This is a genomic window from Achromobacter sp. 46006 (assembly GCF_059761975.1).
Genome location: NZ_JCBANN010000007.1, coordinates 72,995 through 90,774, shown reverse-complemented (window position 1 = coordinate 90,774; position 17,780 = coordinate 72,995). Strand labels below are relative to the sequence as shown.

Annotated in this window: 15 protein-coding genes; 10 read left to right on the top strand and 5 right to left on the bottom strand. The window is 67.2% G+C overall.

The features are described from left to right. Positions 1 to 39: 39 nt before the first annotated feature. Positions 40 to 1,356, bottom strand: a complete 1,317-nt coding sequence (gene lplT / locus AC6LKG_RS06200) for a lysophospholipid transporter LplT (RefSeq protein WP_498163533.1) — start codon at positions 1,354 to 1,356, stop codon at positions 40 to 42. Between the two features lie 312 nt (positions 1,357 to 1,668). Between lplT and smc the strand changes: the two genes are divergently transcribed. The 3 genes from smc to ligA are packed head-to-tail and all read left to right on the top strand — an operon-like array spanning position 1,669 to position 8,409. Then, positions 1,669 to 5,202, top strand: coding sequence for a chromosome segregation protein SMC (smc, locus tag AC6LKG_RS06195; protein ID WP_498163532.1), 3,534 nt, complete (start codon positions 1,669 to 1,671; stop codon positions 5,200 to 5,202). Between the two features lie 46 nt (positions 5,203 to 5,248). Beyond that, positions 5,249 to 6,310, top strand: coding sequence for a cell division protein ZipA C-terminal FtsZ-binding domain-containing protein (locus tag AC6LKG_RS06190; protein ID WP_498163531.1), 1,062 nt, complete (start codon positions 5,249 to 5,251; stop codon positions 6,308 to 6,310). Continuing rightward, positions 6,310 to 8,409 (top strand): NAD-dependent DNA ligase LigA, encoded by a 2,100-nt coding sequence (gene ligA, locus AC6LKG_RS06185; RefSeq protein ID WP_498163530.1) that lies wholly within the window; start codon positions 6,310 to 6,312, stop codon positions 8,407 to 8,409. The genes AC6LKG_RS06190 and ligA overlap by 1 nt, the downstream gene beginning before the upstream one ends. Before the next feature lie 163 nt (positions 8,410 to 8,572). Here the strand turns inward: ligA and AC6LKG_RS06180 are convergent, their stop codons facing one another. The 4 genes from AC6LKG_RS06180 to msrB all read right to left on the bottom strand — a co-directional run bounded on the left by AC6LKG_RS06180 (position 8,573) and on the right by msrB (position 10,678). After that, positions 8,573 to 9,349, bottom strand: a complete 777-nt coding sequence (locus tag AC6LKG_RS06180; RefSeq protein ID WP_498163529.1) for a peptidylprolyl isomerase — start codon at positions 9,347 to 9,349, stop codon at positions 8,573 to 8,575. A gap of 17 nt (positions 9,350 to 9,366) precedes the next feature. Continuing rightward, the gene (locus AC6LKG_RS06175) at positions 9,367 to 9,636 is read right to left on the bottom strand and encodes a BolA family protein (RefSeq protein ID WP_498163528.1); all 270 of its coding nucleotides are present in this window, start codon (positions 9,634 to 9,636) and stop codon (positions 9,367 to 9,369) included. Between the two features lie 80 nt (positions 9,637 to 9,716). After that, on the bottom strand, positions 9,717 to 10,283 hold the full coding sequence (locus AC6LKG_RS06170; protein ID WP_498163527.1) for a septation protein A: 567 nt from the start codon (positions 10,281 to 10,283) through the stop codon (positions 9,717 to 9,719). After that, entirely contained in the window at positions 10,280 to 10,678 is a 399-nt protein-coding gene (gene msrB / locus AC6LKG_RS06165; RefSeq protein WP_498163526.1) for a peptide-methionine (R)-S-oxide reductase MsrB, read from the bottom strand. The genes AC6LKG_RS06170 and msrB overlap by 4 nt, the downstream gene beginning before the upstream one ends. Before the next feature lie 52 nt (positions 10,679 to 10,730). Here msrB and AC6LKG_RS06160 point away from each other — a divergent pair, with 52 nt between their 5' ends. From AC6LKG_RS06160 to AC6LKG_RS06130, 7 genes are all read left to right on the top strand, one after another. Continuing rightward, the gene (locus tag AC6LKG_RS06160; protein WP_498163525.1) at positions 10,731 to 11,408 is read left to right on the top strand and encodes an energy-coupling factor ABC transporter ATP-binding protein; all 678 of its coding nucleotides are present in this window, start codon (positions 10,731 to 10,733) and stop codon (positions 11,406 to 11,408) included. After that, positions 11,405 to 12,001, top strand: coding sequence for an energy-coupling factor transporter transmembrane component T family protein (locus AC6LKG_RS06155; RefSeq protein ID WP_498163524.1), 597 nt, complete (start codon positions 11,405 to 11,407; stop codon positions 11,999 to 12,001). Before AC6LKG_RS06160 ends, AC6LKG_RS06155 begins: the two co-directional genes overlap by 4 nt. A gap of 51 nt (positions 12,002 to 12,052) precedes the next feature. Further along, complete coding sequence (locus tag AC6LKG_RS06150; protein ID WP_498163523.1) at positions 12,053 to 12,610, top strand: biotin transporter BioY; 558 nt, start codon at positions 12,053 to 12,055, stop codon at positions 12,608 to 12,610. Positions 12,611 to 12,841: 231 nt separating this feature from the next. Further along, positions 12,842 to 14,005, top strand: a complete 1,164-nt coding sequence (locus AC6LKG_RS06145) for an ABC transporter substrate-binding protein (RefSeq protein WP_498163522.1) — start codon at positions 12,842 to 12,844, stop codon at positions 14,003 to 14,005. A gap of 129 nt (positions 14,006 to 14,134) precedes the next feature. Then, positions 14,135 to 15,172, top strand: a complete 1,038-nt coding sequence (locus AC6LKG_RS06140) for a branched-chain amino acid ABC transporter permease (protein WP_498163521.1) — start codon at positions 14,135 to 14,137, stop codon at positions 15,170 to 15,172. Between the two features lie 5 nt (positions 15,173 to 15,177). After that, positions 15,178 to 17,016, top strand: a complete 1,839-nt coding sequence (locus tag AC6LKG_RS06135) for a branched-chain amino acid ABC transporter ATP-binding protein/permease (RefSeq protein WP_498163520.1) — start codon at positions 15,178 to 15,180, stop codon at positions 17,014 to 17,016. Beyond that, positions 17,013 to 17,777 carry an ABC transporter ATP-binding protein gene (locus AC6LKG_RS06130; RefSeq protein ID WP_498163519.1) on the top strand — a complete coding sequence of 255 codons (765 nt, stop codon included), beginning with the start codon at positions 17,013 to 17,015 and terminating at the stop codon, positions 17,775 to 17,777. The genes AC6LKG_RS06135 and AC6LKG_RS06130 overlap by 4 nt, the downstream gene beginning before the upstream one ends. Positions 17,778 to 17,780 lie beyond the last annotated feature (3 nt).

Here is a 17,780-nt window from a genome sequence, read left to right as displayed (position 1 = left end):
GCGCCTCCCGGCGCCGCCGGCGCGGCCCGGCGGGGGCGGTCAGTGGGTGTGCGGGTCCAGCGCGTGGCCGTGGCCTTCCTGGCCGATCTGGTCGTGCAGCTCGGGGTTGGCGGCCAGGTTGCGCCGGCTCCAGCGCATGAACACCACCATCAGCACGGCCACCACGGTGCCGAAAATCACGATGATGATGTTGATCGGCAACTGCAGCCACAGCAGCAGGGTGTACATGGCCACCATCAGCAGGATGTTGAGCTGCTCGTTGAAGTTCTGCACCGCGATCGAATGGCCGGCCGACAGCAGTACGTGGCCGCGGTGCTGTAGCAGGGCGTTCATGGGCACCACGAAGAAGCCGGCCAGCCCGCCGGTGATCAGCAGCAGCAGGTAGACGCTCCAGGGCGAATAGACCATCGGCATCAGCAGCACCACCAGGCCCATCGCGGCCCCGACCGGCAGCACCGACAGGGCGCGGCGCAGCGGGATGCGGCCGGCCAGGATCGATCCCACCACCGTGCCCAGGGCGGCCACGCCCATCAGCATCGAGGCCTTGTCCAACTGGTAGCCCAGATGGCTGCGGCCCCATTCGATGACGATCAGTTGCAGCGTCGCGCCGGCGCCCCAGAACAGGGTGGTGACGGCCAGGGAGATCTGGCCCAGCTTGTCCTTCCAGAGCACGCGGACGTAGCCCCAGAAGGTGCGCACCAGCTTGACCGGGTTCTTCTGCTGCGGCGGATAGCGCACGTGGGTGTGCGGGATCAGCAGGTTGCACAGCGCCGCCAGCAGGTAGACGAAGGCGATGACCAGGATGGCGGCCTCGGCCGGCGTATGCACCAGCTTGCCGATGAAGGAATGCTGCAGCAGCGCGGTCGAGACAGTAGTGGAGATCAGCAAGCCGCCCAGCACGGTGCCCAGGATGATGGAGAAGACGGTCAGGCCCTCGATCCAGCTGTTGCCCTTGACCAGCATGGTGGGGGGCAGCATTTCCGTGACGATGCCATATTTTGCCGGCGAGTAGGCCGCCGCGCCGATGCCCACCACGCCGTAGGCGGCGCAGACCAGGTAGGTCTGGTATTGGGAGGCGATGCCGAGGCTGGCATACGAGAACATCAGCAGGCAGCCGGCGACCTTCAGGGCATTGGTCGAGAACATCACGCGGCCCTTGGGATAGGAGTCGGCGATGGCGCCGACGAACGCCGCCAGTACCACGTAGGCCAGGGCGAAGGACCATTTCATGATCGGGGCCAGCCAGTCGGGGCCGTGCAGTTCCTGGATCAGGGCGATCGCGGCGATGAACAGTGCGTTGTCCGCCAATGACGAGAAGGCCTGCGCGGCCATGACCAGATAGAAACCTCGTTTCAAGAATGTCCCCGTACTTTGACCTGAGCCCGGTCGGTCTGCATGAAAATTATGCGTCTTGCGAAAAAGTGTCAGCGAGTATAGCCCGTGGCGCGGGTAGGGCTATTCAGCATTTGCCCGCGGGTTGCGGCAGGTCATCCGGTGGGGCGCGAGGGGGAGGGCAGTCCCCGGCTTGACCGTTGTTCACGTTTGGGGACAGACTGCCTGCGGTATCATACGACCCATCCGCAAGCCGGCCCTCCGTGGGCCGGTTTGCAATGTGTGCGGCAGGTCCGTTAACGCCTTTCGTTCAACCCACCCCGTCGTCATCGTACTGTGCGTCTTACTCAGCTCAAACTCGCCGGCTTCAAGTCCTTCGTCGATCCCACCGTGATTCCCGTGCCCAGCCAACTGGTGGGCGTGGTGGGACCCAATGGCTGCGGCAAATCGAACATCATCGATGCGGTGCGCTGGGTGCTGGGCGAGGCCAAGGCCTCGGAGTTGCGCGGCGAGTCCATGCAGGACGTGATTTTCAACGGTTCAGGCAACCGCAAGCCGGCGGCCCGGGCGTCGGTCGAAATGGTATTCGACAACAGCGAAGGCCGCGCCGCGGGGCAATGGAGCACCTACGCCGAGATCGCCGTGCGCCGCGTGCTGACGCGCGACGGCACCAGCAGCTATTTCGTCAACAACCAGCAGGTCCGGCGCCGCGACATCCACGACATCTTCCTGGGCACCGGCCTGGGCGCGCGCGGCTACGCCATCATCGGCCAGGGCATGATCAACCGCCTGATCGAGGCGCGTCCCGAGGAACTGCGGGTGTTCCTGGAAGAGGCGGCCGGCGTGTCGCGCTATAAGGAGCGCCGCCGCGAAACTGAAAACCGCCTGTCCGACACGCGCGAGAACCTGACCCGGGTCGAAGACATCCTGCGCGAACTGAACAGCCAGTTGGAAAAGCTGGAGGCCCAGGCCGAGGTCGCCACCCGCTACCGCGAGCTGCAGGCCGACGGCGAAAAGAAGCAGCATGCGCTGTGGTTCCTGAAGGAAACCGGCGCGCGCGAAGAGCGCGCCCGCAAGGCGCAGGAAATGGCCCAGGCCCAGAACGAGCTGGAAGCCGCCATCGCCGGCCTGCGCGCAGGCGAGGCCGCGCTCGAATCGCGGCGCCAGGCCCATTACGCCGCCAGCGACGCGGTCCATACCGCCCAGGGCGCGCTGTACGAGGCCAACGCCCAGGTCAGCCGCCTGGAGGCCGAGATCCGCCACGTGGTGGACTCGCGCAATCGCCTGCAGGCGCGCCGCGACCAGTTGCAGCAGCAGATCGCCGAATGGACCAGCCAGCGCGAGCATTGCGCCGAACAGATCGCGCAGGCCGAAGAAGACCTGGCGGCTGGCGCGGCCCGCACCGAAGAGGCGCGCGCCACCGCCGAGGACGCCCAGGCCGCGTTGCCGGCGGTCGAGCAGCGCGTGCGCGAAGCCGCCGCCGGCCGTGACGAGATGCGCGCCGCGCTGGCCCGCGTGGAGCAGAACCTGGCCCTGGTGGCGCAGACCCAGCGCGATGCCGACCGCCAGATGCAGGCCCTGGAACAGCGCCGCGAGCGCTTGCAGCAGGAACTGCGCGAACTGCACAGCCCCGATCCGGAACGCCTGGAACAACTGGCCGGCGATCGCCTGGCCGGCGAAGACCAGCTCGAGCAGGCGCAGGAAGAACTGGCGGCCCTCGAAGGCAAGGTGCCGGATGCCGACGCCGAGCGCAGCCGGGCCCAGGCGGCCGCCCAGACCGATGCGCAGAATCTGGCGCGCCTGGAGGCACGCCTGTCGGCCCTGGTCAAGTTGCAAGATGACGTGCAGAAGCAGGGCGCGCTAGAGCCCTGGCTGGCCAAGCACGAGCTGGCGGGCCTGTCGCGCCTGTGGCAGAAGCTGCACATCGAACCGGGCTGGGAAACCGCCCTGGAGGCCGCCCTGCGCGAGCGCATGGCTTCCCTTGAAGTGCGCAGCCTGGATTGGGCCCGCGCGTTCTCCGAGGATCCGCCGCCCGCCCGCCTGGCCTTCTACCAATTGCCGGTCGCCGCTCCGGCCCCGGCGGCTCCCGCCGGACTGACGCCGCTGGCCAGCTTGCTGCGCATCACCGATCCCGACTTGCGCACGCTGCTCAATGACTGGCTGGCCGGCATCTACACCGCCACCGACCTGGCCCAGGCCCTGGCCACCCGCGCCACGCTGCCGGCCGGCGCCGCCTGCGTGGTCAAGGCCGGCCACCTGGTGGATGCGCACAGCGTGCGCTTCTACGCCCCGGATTCGGAACAGGCCGGCCTGCTGGCGCGCCAGCAGGAAATCGAGAACCTGCAGCGCGAGATCAAGGCCCAGCAACTGATCGCCGACCAGGCCCGCGCTGCCGTGGCGCGCGCTGAAGTGGCCTGGCAGCAGGTGAGCCAGGCGATCGCGCCGGCCCGCCAGCGTGTCGCCGAAGTGACCCGCCGGGTGCACGATATCCAGCTCGAGCATTCGCGCCTGCAGCAACAGGCCGAGCAGTCCGGCCAACACGCCGCGCGCCTGCGCCAGGACCTCGAAGAGATTTCGGCGCACGAGGAAGACCTGCGCGCCACCCGCGAAGAGGCCGAGGCCCGCTTCGAGGCGCTGGACGAAGAGCTGGCCGAGCATCAATCGCGATTCGCAGACGCCGAAATGGACGGCGAGACCCTGGCTGCCCAGGCCGAAGCCGCCCGCGCCCGCCTGCGCGAGCTCGAGCGCGCGGCCCAGGAAGCCGAGTTCGCCGAGCGCGGCATCCAGGTACGTATCACCGACCTGCAGCGCAACCAGCAACTGGCGGCCGACCAGAGCCAGCGCGGCAGTGTCGAACTCGAACAACTGATGGCCGATCTGGCCGATCTGGACGCCTCGGCGTCACAGGCTGGCCTGCAGGACGCCCTGGAAGTGCGTGCCGAGCGCGAAGAAGCGCTGGCGCGCGCGCGGCAGGAAATGGAAAACCTGGCGGCGCTGCTGCGCGGCGCCGACGAAGACCGCCTGCAGCAGGAGCGCACGCTCGAGCCGCGCCGTGCCCGCATCACCGAATTGCAATTGCAGGAACAGGCTGCGCGCCTGGCCGAGGAACAATTCACCGAGCAGCTCGATGCCCGCGAGGTCGACCGCGAGGCCCTGGCCCGGGACCTGGCCAACCAGCCCGACGAATGGCGCCGCGCCAACTGGCTGCAATCGGAAGTCACCCGCATCTCGCGCCAGATCGAGTCGCTAGGCTCGGTCAACCTGGCGGCGCTGGACGAACTGAACACTTCACGCGAGCGCAAGGGGTTCCTGGACGACCAGCATGCTGACCTGATGACCGCCATCGAAACCCTGGAAGACGCGATCCGCAAGATCGATCGCGAAACCCGCGACCTGCTGCAAGAGACCTTCAACGTCGTCAATGGCCACTTCGGCGAGCTGTTCCCCAAGCTGTTCGGCGGCGGCGAGGCCAAGCTGACCATGACCGGCGAGGAAATCCTCGATGCCGGTGTGCAGGTCATGGCGCAGCCCCCGGGCAAGCGCAACAGCACGATCCACCTGCTGTCGGGCGGCGAGAAGGCGCTGACGGCCACCGCGCTGGTGTTCGCGCTGTTCAAGCTGAATCCGGCGCCGTTCTGCCTGCTGGACGAGGTGGACGCGCCGCTGGACGACGCCAACACCGAACGCTACGCCAACCTGGTCGCCAACATGAGCGAGCAGACCCAGTTCCTGTTCATCTCGCACAACAAGATCGCAATGCAGATGGCCAAGCAACTGGTGGGCGTGACCATGCAAGAGCAGGGGGTTTCGCGTATCGTTGCGGTAGACATAGATTCGGCCGTCCAGATGATGGCCTCCGAAGCGGCATAAACCCAATATTCAGAACGGCGCCGGCTTCATGGCGCGGGATTTACACATGAGTGATTTGCAGATCGGGCTGATTGCCCTGGGCGTCTTGCTGATACTGCTGGTGCTGGGCTTCAACTGGTGGCAGGACCGCCGTGTCCGCCGCAAGATGCAAACCCATTTCCCCACCACCGAGCAGGACCCGCTGCTGGGGGCGGGCGCGGCGCCGGCCGCTGGCGCGCCCGCGCGCCGCGAGCCGGGCATGGGCGATACGCCCAAGGCGCACCCCGAGCAGGCCAGGCCGGTCGACCCGGGCAGCGATGCCGACGACGCCGAGGAACCCGACCCCGCCTGCGAAGTGGTCATCGAGGTCAATTTCGCCGAGCCGGTGCGCGGCGCCGATCTGTTGCCCTACCTGCAGAGCCTGCGCCAGGTGGGCCGCAAGCCCATGCGCGTGTTCGCCGAGACCGACCAGCGCCGCCACCGCGCGCGCGTGCATGCCGGCGAGTCGTATGCCTCGATGCAACTGGCCGTGTTGCTGGCCAACCGCAGCGGCCCGCTGACCGCCATCGAATGGTCGCAGGCCTGGGCCCGCGCCCAGGACATGGCCGAGCGCTTCGACGCTACCATCGAGGGCCCCGACCAGCAGGCGGTCCTGGAACAGGCCGCGCGCCTGGACGACACTTGCGCGGCCCTGGATACCCAGGTCGGCCTGACCCTGCTGCTGGGCACGGCCCAGCCGGCCGCCGAAGTGCTGAGCGTGGCCCGCGACACCGGCTTCGTCGCCGACGGCAGCCGTCTGGCCTGGCCAGCCGAAAACGGCGTGGCCCGATTCACGCTGGCGCGCGCCGATGGCGCCGCTTTCGACGCCGGCATGGGTGGCATCGAGCGCCTGTACCTGCTGCTGGACGTGCCCTGCAGCCCGGCCGACAGCCGCGCCTTCGGCCGCATGGTCGACGTGGGCCGTGAACTGGCGGGGCGCCTGCGCGCCGACCTGGTCGACGACCAGGGCAAACCGCTGGCCGAGGGCTCGGAAAGCGTCATCGACGAGCGCCTGCAAGTGTTGTTCGGCCAGCTCGAGCAGGCCGGCCTGCCCGCTGGCAGCGAACGGGCCCAGCGGGTGTTTGCATAATGAGCAAGGCCGGAGGGACCCCCGCGGCGGAAACCGCGGCGCGCCTGCGCGCGGAAATCGAGCAGCACAACGTCCGCTATTACGTCTACGACGATCCTTCCGTCTCGGATGCCGAATACGACCGCTTGATGCGCGAATTGCAGGATCTGGAGGCCGCGCATCCCGAACTGGTCACGCCCGAGTCGCCGACCCAGCGGGTGGGGGCGGCGCCGGTTGCGGCCTTCGGCAGCGTGCGCCATGCGGTGCCGATGCTGTCGCTGGGCAACGCCTTCGACGAAGAGGACGTGGTGGCGTTCGACCGCCGCGTTACCGACACGCTGCGCGGCGCCGGCCTGCTGGGCCCGGCGCAGCAGGCGGAATATTTCTGTGAACTGAAGCTCGACGGCCTGGCGATCAGCCTGCGCTACGAGGACGGCCGGCTGGTCCAGGCTGCCACGCGCGGCGACGGCCAGACCGGCGAGGACGTCACCTCCAACATCCGCACGATCAAGGCGATCCCGCTGCAACTGAGCGGCCCGGCGCCCAAGGTGCTGGAGGTGCGCGGCGAAGTGCTGATGAACCGCGCCGATTTCGAGAAACTCAACGCGGCCCAGGCCAAGCGCGACGAAAAGGTCTTCGTCAACCCGCGCAACGCCGCCGCTGGCAGCCTGCGCCAGCTCGACCCGCGCATCACCGCCAAGCGGCCGCTGCGCTTCTTCGCCTATGGCTGGGGCGAGGTGCACGGCCTGCCGGGCGCGCAGAGCGGGCTGTTCGACGAAGCGTCGGCCGGCGCTGCGGATGCCTCGACCCTGCCCGAGAAATCGCATGGCGCCATGCTCGACTGGCTGGCATCGCTGGGCCTGCCGGTGAATGTGAAGCACAACCACCGCGCCACCGGCGCCGAGGGGTTGATGGCGTTCTACGCCAAGGTGGGCGCCCTGCGGCCCGAACTGCCCTACGACATCGACGGCGTGGTCTACAAGGTGGACTCGCTGCCGGCGCAGAAGCTGCTGGGCTTCGTGGCGCGCGCGCCGCGTTTCGCGCTGGCGCACAAATTCCCGGCCGAAGAGGCCACCACCACGCTGCTGGACATCGAGGTGCAGGTCGGCCGTACCGGCGCCATCACCCCGGTCGCCCGGCTCAAGCCGGTGTTCGTGGGCGGCGTGACCGTCACCAACGCCACGCTGCACAACGAGGATGAAATCCGCCGCAAGGACGTGCGCATCGGCGACACGGTCATCGTGCGCCGCGCGGGCGACGTGATTCCGGAGGTCGTGAGCGCAGTGCTCGAAAAACGCCCCGTGGACGCGCGCGAGTTCGTCATGCCCAAGGCCTGCCCGGTCTGCGGCTCGGCGATCGAGCGCCTGGAAGATGAAACCATCGCCCGCTGCACCGGCGGCCTGTTCTGCGCGGCGCAGCGCAAGCAGACCTTGTTGCATGCCGCCAGCCGCAAGGCCCTGGATATCGAGGGCCTGGGCGAGAAACTGGTGGAGCAACTGGTGGACAGCGGCCGCGTCAAAACGCTGGCCGATCTGTTCAGCCTGCGCCCGCTCGAACTGGTCGGGCTCGATCGCATGGGCCAGAAGTCGGCCGACAACCTGGTCGAAGCCATCGATAAGGCGCGCGCGCCCGCGCTGGGGCGCTTGCTGTTTGCGCTTGGCATCCGCCACGTGGGCGAGACCACCGCGCGCGATGTCGCCCGGCATTTCGGCAGCATCGAAGCCACCATGGACGCCGATGAGGATGCGCTATCGTCGGTGCCGGACGTGGGACCGGTAGTGGCGGGCTCGATCCGCCGCTTTTTCGCCGAGCAGCACAATCGCGATGTGATCGAACAGCTCAAGGCGCAGGGCGTGCATCCGGTGGCCGAGGCCGTGCCCCAGGACACCACGCTGGCGGGCAAGACCTTCGTGCTGACCGGTACGCTGCCGAACTGGACGCGCGAGGAAGCCTCCATGCGCATCCAGGCCGCGGGCGGCAAGGTCAGCGGCTCGGTCTCCAAGAAAACCGCCTACCTGGTGGCCGGCGAGGACGCCGGCAGCAAACTCACCAAGGCCCAGGAACTGGGTGTCACGGTGCTGGACGAGGACGGCCTCAAGGAACTTCTGGGCACGTCCTGATCGCGCCTGGCTCGCGCCGCCCTGGCACTGTCGAACAGGCCGCCCGCCTTTGGTGCGCGGCCTTTGTTAATGTCGGAGCGGCGCCGGTTACCTCGCGGCCATTTGTTCAGACGAAAAAAAACTGCCCGCTCGGGGCGGGCAGTTTTCGTGGAAAGACGCAGGATTACTGGATCTTGGCCTTTTCGCGCAGTTGCTTCTGGTAGTCGGCCAGGGTTTGCTGGCGCAGCATTTCTTCCAGTTGCGTGCGGACCTGGTCCAGCGGCGGGAATTCGACCGGACGGGTGTCGTCGACCATGATGATGTGCCAGCCGAACTGGGTCTGGACCGGCTTGTCGACCAGTTGGCCCTTCTTGAGCTGGGTCACGGCCTGGGCGAACGGCTGGACGTAGTTGGTGGGAGGCGCCCAACCCAGGTCGCCACCCTTTTCGGCGCTGCCGGGGTCCTTCGAGTTCTTCTTGGCCAGTTCCTCGAACTTGCCCTTGTTGTTCTTGAGCTGTGCCAGCAGGTCGTTGGCGGTCTTTTCGTCTTCGACCAGGATGTGACGGACCTTGTATTCCATCTTGCCAGCCTGTTCCTTCTTGATCTTCTCGTATTCGGCCGTGACCTTGGCATCCGATACCGGGTGCTTGGCCAGGTAGTCGGCCATCAGGGCGCGCACGAGGATGCCTTGGCGGGCCAGTTCGATCTCGGTCTGGACGTCGGCCTGCTTGGCGATGCCGGCGGACTCGGCGGCCTGCACGAAGACCTGGCGGTTGATCATCTCTTGCTTGACCTGCTCGCGCAGTTGCGGCGAATCGGTGGCGCCCTGGCTGACCAGCAGCTTGACGAATTGATCCAGGCTCTTCTGCGGGATGGCCTTGCCATTGACGGTGGCGACGTTCTGGGCAAAAGCGGGCACGGCGATGACGCAGGCGGCGGCCAGCATGATGATGCGTTTCATGAATATCCTTTTACTTTCTATTTGGGAGCCTGGGCGTCGAGCGCAAGCGCATGAATCGGATAGGGGATCAAATCTTGCAAATGATGATACACCAGCCGATGTCGCGCCACGGGGTTCAGTCCTGCAAAACAGGACGCCACGATATGGACGCGATAATGGCCGGCGCCGTTTTTACTGCCTTCGTGACCGGCATGCAAATGCGAGTCGTCCTGGATGTCCAGGGAAACCGGTTCCAGGGCGGCCAGGCGCTCCCGGATAAGGGTGATGCGGTCGGTGCTCTCTGACATGGTGTCAATCGTAAAGTTCCGGCACGCGGCGCGCGCCGTGCAAGGGAGGGGGCGGGCGTCGGGGCCCGGCCGCGGGCGGGTCAGGGTTTGGGCGGGGCGCCGGGGCTGTCTTCGGCCTGGATGTGCTTGCCCAGCCAGATCGACTGGCCGATGACGAAGACGATCATCAGCCCCATCAGGCCGAAGGCCTTGAAACTGACCCATTGGGATTCGGTGAAGTGTCCCGAGAACGCCACGTACAGGTTGATCGCGCCGGCCAGCAGGAAGAAGGCGGCCCAGATAAGGTTGAGCCTGTCCCAGGCGGTATCCGGCAACTGGATCTGCTTTTCCATCAGGCGGCGGATCAGGTTGCGGCCGAACAGCAGGCGGGCGAACACCAGGGCGCCGCCGAACAGCCAGTACAGCACGGTCGGCTTCCATTTGATGAACACATCGCTGTGCAGCCAGATGGTGGCGCCGCCGAACACCAGGATCACGGTCAGGTTGATCCAGTGCATGGCCTCGGTGGCGCGGCCGGTGACCTTGAGCCAGACGATCTGCAGCACCGCCGCCGCCATGGCCACGCCCGTGGCCACGAAGATGTCCGTGAAGCGGTAGGCCAGGAAAAAAAGAAACAGCGGAAAGAGGTCGAACAGGAACTTCTTCATTCTTCGGTGGGTTCGAACGTCATCGACAGGGAATTGATGCAGTAGCGCAGGCCGGTGGGCTCGGGGCCGTCGGGAAAGACGTGGCCCAGATGCGAATCACAGACGTTGCACAGTACTTCGGTGCGCACCATGCCATGGGAGGTGTCGCGCTCTTCGCGCACCAATTCGGGGTCGAGCGCCTGGAAATAGCTGGGCCAGCCACAGCCGGCGTCGAACTTGGTGTCCGACGCGAACAGCGCCGTGCCACAGCCCACGCAGCGGTAGATGCCCGGGGTGAAGGTGTTCCAGTAGCGCCCGGTGAATGCGCGTTCGGTACCCTTTTCTCGGGTGACCACGTATTCTTCCGGGGACAGCTGGGCCCGCCATTCGGCGTCGGTTTTGCGTACTTTGTCCATATCAGCTCTTGGAGTCCCGATGCCCAAAATGGTTCGGGCATAATCCCGCCCCATGTTAATCGAGTTTGACCAGGCGATTGTAGCGACGCCCCAGGCCACAGTGTTGCGCGGGGTGAGCGTGGCCCTGGGCGGACGCCGGATTGGCATCGTCGGCCCGAACGGGGCAGGCAAGAGCACGCTGGCGCGGCTGGTCAACGGTCTGGTGCTGCCCACTGCCGGTAGCGTGCGGGTCGGCGGCCTGGATACCCGGCACGATTTGAAGGCGGTGCGCCGCCAGGTCGGATTCGTGTTCCAGAATCCCGAGAACCAGATCGTTTTTCCGATCGTCCGCGAGGATCTGGCCTTCGGCCTGAAACACCTGGAACCCGACCGCGCCCGGCGCGAGGCCCGTATCGAGGCCGCGCTGGCCGCCCTGGGAGTGGGTCACCTGGCGGACCGCACCAGCCACACCCTGTCCGGCGGCGAGCGCCAATTGGTCGCGCTGGCGGCGGTCCTGGTGATGCGGCCCGGGCTGGTGGTGTTCGACGAGCCCACCACCCAACTCGACCTGCGCAACCGCAACCGGGTGCGCGACGCCATCGCCGCGATGCCGCAGGACGCCATCGTGGTCAGCCACGACCTGGCGTTGCTGGAAGACTTCGAGCGGGTGCTGGTGGTTCAGGACGGCGCCATTGCCGCCGACGATACGCCGGCCGCCGCGCTGCGCTGGTACCGGGACAACTGCGCGTGATCGAGCCCCTGTATATTCCCGGCGACTCGCCGCTGCACCGGCTGCCCGCCGGGCTGAAGCTGCTGGCGCTGGCCGCGGCCGGCGCCGGGCTGTTCCTGGTGCGTGATCCTATTATCCTGGCAGGCGCCTGCGCGGTCGCCAGCCTGTTGCTGTGGTGCGCCGGCGCGTCGCCTGGTGGCGTCTGGCGCCAGGTGCGCGGCCTGGTCTGGGTACTGCTTGCGGTCGGCGCGTTCACGGCCTGGTTCCAGGGCTGGGGCGAGGCGCTGGCGGTGCTCTTGCGGATCGCCGCGATGATCGGGCTGGCGCTGGCGGTGACGCTGTCGACCCGCAGCTCCGATCTGATCGCAGTGTGCGAGCGGGTGCTGATGCCCTTGCAGCGCATCGGCCTGCTGGACGCTGGCAGGGTGTCGCTGGCGCTGGCGCTGGCGTTGCGCTTCGTGCCCGAGATCTGGCGCAATTTCCACGAGATCCGCGAGGCCCAGGCGGCGCGCGGACTGGGCGCCAATCCGGTGGCACTGATCGTGCCACTGGTGGTGCTGACGCTGAAGCGGGCGCAGGAAGTGGCCGAGGCCATCGACGCCCGCAGCCCATAGTTTCCCGGCCTTCCCCGATTCCCGGTCTCACTTAATAGAAAGGGCATTGCAATGAAATCCAACAACACTGTGCTGGTGGCGCTGTTCGCCGCGCTGATCGTGGTGCTGAGCCTGATTCCGCCGATTCCGCTGCCGGGCATCCCGGTGCCGATCACGCTACAGACGCTGGGGGCCATGCTGGCCGGCGCCATGCTGGGGCCAGGCCGCAGCGCGCTGGCCTGCCTGCTGTACCTGGCGCTGGCGGCAATCGGCCTGCCGGTGCTGCCGGGCGGGCGCGGCGGCCTGGGGGCGTTCTTCGGGCCCACCGGCGGATTCCTGGTGGGTCTGGTGGCCGGCGCGTTCATCACCGGCTGGCTGGCGCGGCGCCTGGCGGGCGCGACGGCGGGCTTCGGCCGGCAACTGGCGGGCAACGCCGTTGCCTGCATCGTTGGCGGCATCCTGGTGGTCTACGCCTGCGGGGTGCCCTGGCTGGCGGCGGTCACCAAGATGGGGCTGTCCAAGGCCGCGCTGGCGGTGCTGGTGTTCGTCCCGGGCGACCTGATCAAGGCCGTGCTGGCGGCCTGGGTGGCGACGCGCGTCGAACGGGTCTGGCCCATGCGTGGCCGCTGACCCCGGGCAAGGGAATCCCCCAACTGACGCCTGCCGGGGTTTCAAGTACAAGTTCGCCATTAACGAATGCGTTTGCTGAAATGGGTTTCCGTAGCACATCAGGGATTTACCGTAGTTGCGTCAGGTCATCTGATACTGTTTTAACCCTATAATATTTTTTTCTGTATAACTTTAACTAGGCTCGCTTCCGCCTCGTCCGGGGCATCCAAGAGCCACCACAGGAGACAAAACATGCGCAAGCACTTCGGCTTGTCCGCGGCCGCCGCCGCCGTTGCCCTGACCCTGCCGCTGCTGGCCAGTGCCCAGGTCAAGGTGGGTGTGACGGTGTCCAGCACCGGCCCCGCCGCATCGCTCGGCATCCCCGAGCGCAACACCGTCGCGCTGTTGCCCAAGGAAGTGGCTGGCCAGAAGATCGAATGGATCGTCCTGGACGACGCCACCGACACGACCCAGGCCGTCAAGAATTCGCGCAAGCTGGCGACGGACGACAAGGTCGACGTGCTGATCGGCACCTCGGTCACGCCGGGCTCGCTGGCCATGGTGGACGTGGCCGCCGAAGCCAAGGTGCCAATGATCAGCGTGGCCGCCAGCGCCAAGATCGTCGAGCCCGTGGACGACAAGCGCCGCTGGGTCTTCAAGACGCCACAGAACGACGCCCTGATGGCCGGCGCGCTGGCCGATGCCATGGCCAAGTCCAAGATCAAGACGCTGGGCTTCATCGGCTTCGCCGACGCCTACGGCGACGGCTGGCTCGACGTCATGCAGAAGGCCGCCAAGGCCAAGGGCATCGAGATCGTCTCCATCGAGAAATACAGCCGTACCGACACCAGCGTGACGGGCCAGGTGCTCAAGCTGATCGGCGCCAAGCCCGACGCCATCCTGATCGCCGGCGCCGGCACCCCGTCGGCCCTGCCGCAAAAGGAACTGAAGGCCCGCAACTACGGCGGCACCATCTACCAGACCCACGGCGCCGCCAACAACGACGTGCTGCGCGTCTGCGGCAAGGACTGCGACGGCATGTACCTGCCGGCCGGCCCGCTGCTGGTCGCGGCCCAACTGCCCGACAGCAACCCGGTCAAGAAGTCGGCCCTGGCCTACGTCGCGACCTACGAGAAGGCCAATGGCGCCGGTTCGACCAACACCTTCGGCGGCCACATGTGGGACGCCGGCCAACTGGTGGTGGCGGCCTTGCCGGTGGCCTTGAAGACCGGCGCCAAGCCGGGCACGCCGGAGTTCCGCGCCGCCATGCGCGACGCCCTGGAAAACATCAAGGACCTGGCCGCGTCGCAGGGCGTGTTCAACATGTCGCCGACCGACCACGCCGGCTTTGACGAGCGTTCGCGCGTCATCGTCAAGGTCGAGGGCGGCAAGTGGGTCTACCAGCCCAACCTGTAATTTCCCTGGATTGCCCGATCCACGGGCGCCCGTGAGGGCGCCCCATGCTTCGCACCGGCCTCTCCGGCCGGTGTGTCGTATCAGTGTTCCGGGCGGGGTCGGAACACCAAGAATCAATAAGGTTGTTAGATGGATTCCTCAATTGCGCTGATTCTGCTGCAAGACGGTATCGTCAACGGCGCCATCTATGCCCTGCTGGGCATGGCGCTGGTGCTGGTGTTCGCCGTTACGCGCGTCATTTTCATTCCCCAGGGCGAGTTCGTGGCGTTCGGCGCCCTGACACTCGCGATGCTGGTGGACGGCAAGGTGCCCGGCACCGCCTATCTCCTGCCGCTGCTGGGCGTGGTCTGCCTGGTGCTCGAATTGCTGCGCGCGCTGCGGACCCGCAGCGCGGCAGGCCTGCCCAAGGCCGTGTTGACCTGTTTCGCCGTGCCGCTGGCGCTGCTCTGGCTGACAGTCACCTACACCGCCGCCGGCAATTCCCTGTGGCTCAACATGCTGCTGACGCTGCTGCTGGTGATCCCGATGGGTCCGATGGTCTATCGCATCGTCTATCAGCCGCTGGCCGAGGCCACCGTCCTGGTGCTGCTGATCGTGTCGGTGGCGGTGCACTTCGCGCTGACCGGCCTGGCCCTGGTGTTCTTCGGCGCCGAAGGCTGGCGCACCCCGGCGTTCGTGAGCGGCCAGGTCGACCTGGGCTTCACCACCTGGTCGGCACAGAGCCTGTTCGTGGTCGCGACCTGCGCGCTGCTGATCATCGCGCTGTGGCTGTTCTTCGGCAAGACGCTGTATGGCCGCGCGCTGCGCGCCACGGCGGTCAACCGCCGCGGCGCCCGCCTGGTCGGCATCAGCACCACCATGTCGGGCAGCCTGACGTTCACGCTGGCGACCGCCATCGGCGCCATGTCGGGAATGCTGATCGCGCCCATCACCACGGTCTACTACGACACCGGCTTCCTGATCGGCCTGAAGGGCTTCGTCGGCGCCATCATCGGCGGCCTGGCGAGCTACCCCGTGGCGGCCGCCGGTTCGCTGCTGGTGGGCGTGCTGGAATCTTTCTCGTCCTTCTGGGCCAGCGCCTACAAGGAAGTGATCGTCTTCACCCTGATTATCCCGGTTCTGGTCTGGCGTTCGTTCAGCACCCATCACGTGGACGAAGAGGAGTAACCGCCATGAACCGCATTCTGCTTGCCATCTTCATCGTCGTCCTGGCTGGGCTGCCGCTGTTGCCGGTCACGCCCGAGTTCTGGGTGACGCAATTGAATTACATCGGGCTGGCCAGCCTGGTGGTGCTGGGCCTGGTGCTGTTGACCGGCGTCGGCGGCCTGACCTCGTTCGGCCAGGCGGCGTTCGTCGGCCTGGGCGCATACACCACGGCCTACCTGACCACGCAGCACGATGTCTCGCCCTGGCTGGCGCTGCCAGCCGGACTGATCCTGACCGCGGTGGTGGCCTATCTGCTGGGCGCGATCACGCTGCGCCTGTCGGGGCACTACCTGCCGCTGGGCACCATCGCCTGGGGACTGTCGCTGTATTTCCTGTTCGGCAATATCGACTGGCTGGGCAAGCATGACGGCATCGCCGGCATCGAGCCCATCAGCATCTTCGGGGTCTCGCTGGCCAGCGGCCGCCATATCTACTACCTGATCTGGGTATTCGTGCTGCTGGCGTTGTGGGCGACGCGCAACCTGCTGAATTCGCGTCCCGGCCGCGCCATCCGCGCCCTCAAGAGCGGCGCCGGCATGGCCGAGTCGATGGGCGTGAACACGGCGGCCTACAAGGTCGTGATCTTCGTCTGGGCGGCCTTGCTCGCCTGCGTGTCGGGCTGGCTCTATGCCCACATGCAGCGCGCGGTCAGTCCCAGTCCCTTCGGCCTGAACTATGGCATCGAATACCTGTTCATGGCCGTGGTCGGCGGCGCCGGCTATGTCTGGGGCGCCTTGCTCGGTTCCAGCGTCATCCTGGTGCTGAAAGACCAACTGCAGAACCTGCTGCCCAAGCTGCTGGACACCAACGCCAACTTCGAGATGATCGTCTTCGGCGTGCTGTTGATCCTGATGTTGCAGTACGCCCGCAACGGCCTCTGGCCGATCCTGGCGGGCTGGTGGGGCAACCTCACCGGCGCCGACGGCACGCGCCGCAACCTTGCGCCGCCCAAGCCGGCGCCGGCGTTGCCGCTGCGCGCGCGTCCCCAGGCCGGGCAGGTGGTGCTGGAGGTGGATGCCATCCGCAAGGAATTCGGCGGCCTGGTGGCGGTCAACGACATCAGCTTCAAGGTCCGCTCCGGCGAGATCATGGGCCTGATCGGCCCCAATGGCGCTGGCAAGAGCACGACATTCAACCTGATCAGCGGCGTGCTGCCGGTCACGCGCGGCCAGGTCACGTTCATGGGCGAGCGCATCGACAGCCGTTCGGCGCGCGAGATCGCCCGGCTGGGCGTGGGCCGCACCTTCCAGCACGTGCAATTGTTGCCCGGCATGACAGTGCTGGAAAACGTCGCGTTGGGCGCGCACCTGCGTTCCGACGTGGGCGTGTGGGCGGGCGCCCTGCACACCGACCGAGCACGCGAAGCACAGTTGCTGCACGAGGCCGCCGAGCAGATCAAGCGCGTCGGCCTGGGCGAATATCTCTACGAGCAGGCGGGCAACCTGGCGCTGGGCCAGCAACGCATCCTGGAAATCGCGCGGGCCCTGGCCAGCGATCCGGTGCTGCTGTTGCTGGACGAGCCGGCCGCCGGCCTGCGCTACAAGGAAAAGCAGGACCTGGCGCGCGTGCTGGAACAGTTGCGCGCCGAGGGTATGAGCATTCTGCTGGTGGAACACGACATGGATTTTGTGATGCGCCTGACCAACCACCTGGTGGTGATGGATTTCGGCACCAAGCTGGCCGAAGGCGTGCCGGCCGAGGTGCAACAGAACCCGGCGGTGCTGGAAGCCTACCTGGGCGGCATCGACGACGATCTGCCCGAAGCCGACCAGGCCAAGCCGGTCGCCACGGGAGGCGTGCAATGACGACGTCCAGACCCGTTCTCGAAGTCAGCAACCTGTCGGCGCGTTACGGCAAGGTCGGCGCGCTGGCCGGCGCCACGCTGACGGTTCCGGCCGGCAGCATCGTCACCGTGATCGGCGCCAACGGCGCCGGCAAGTCCACCATGCTGAACGCCATGATGGGCGCGCTGCCGCAGACCGGCCACGCGGCCGGCTCCGTGCAGTACGCGGGCACCGATGTGTCGGGCTGGCCGGTCGAGCGCCGCGTCGCCGCCGGCATGTCGCTGGTGCCCGAGCGGCGCGAGCTGTTCGGCAGCATGTCGGTCGAAGACAACCTGCTGCTGGGCGGTTTCCGCCGCTACCGCGCCCGCGAAAGCGGCTGGCGCGGCACGCTAGACGAAGTCTTCGACCTGTTCCCGCGCCTGCGCGAGCGCCGTGCCCAGCAGGCCGGCACGCTGTCGGGCGGCGAGCGCCAGATGCTGGCGGTCGGCCGCGCGCTGATGGCCAAGCCGGCGCTGCTGATGCTGGACGAGCCCAGCCTGGGCCTGGCGCCGCGCATCGTGCGCGAGATCTTCCACATCATCGCGCGCCTGCGCGAGACCGGCGTGGCGATCCTGCTGGTGGAACAGAACGCGCGCGCGGCGCTGCAGGTGGCCGACTACGGCTACGTGCTAGAGACCGGCGAAGTCATCCTGCACGGCCCGGCGCGCGAGCTGGCCGGCGATCCCAAGGTGATCGAGAGCTATCTCGGCCTGGGCAAGGGCGCGGAGCAGGTCGAGGCCTGATCC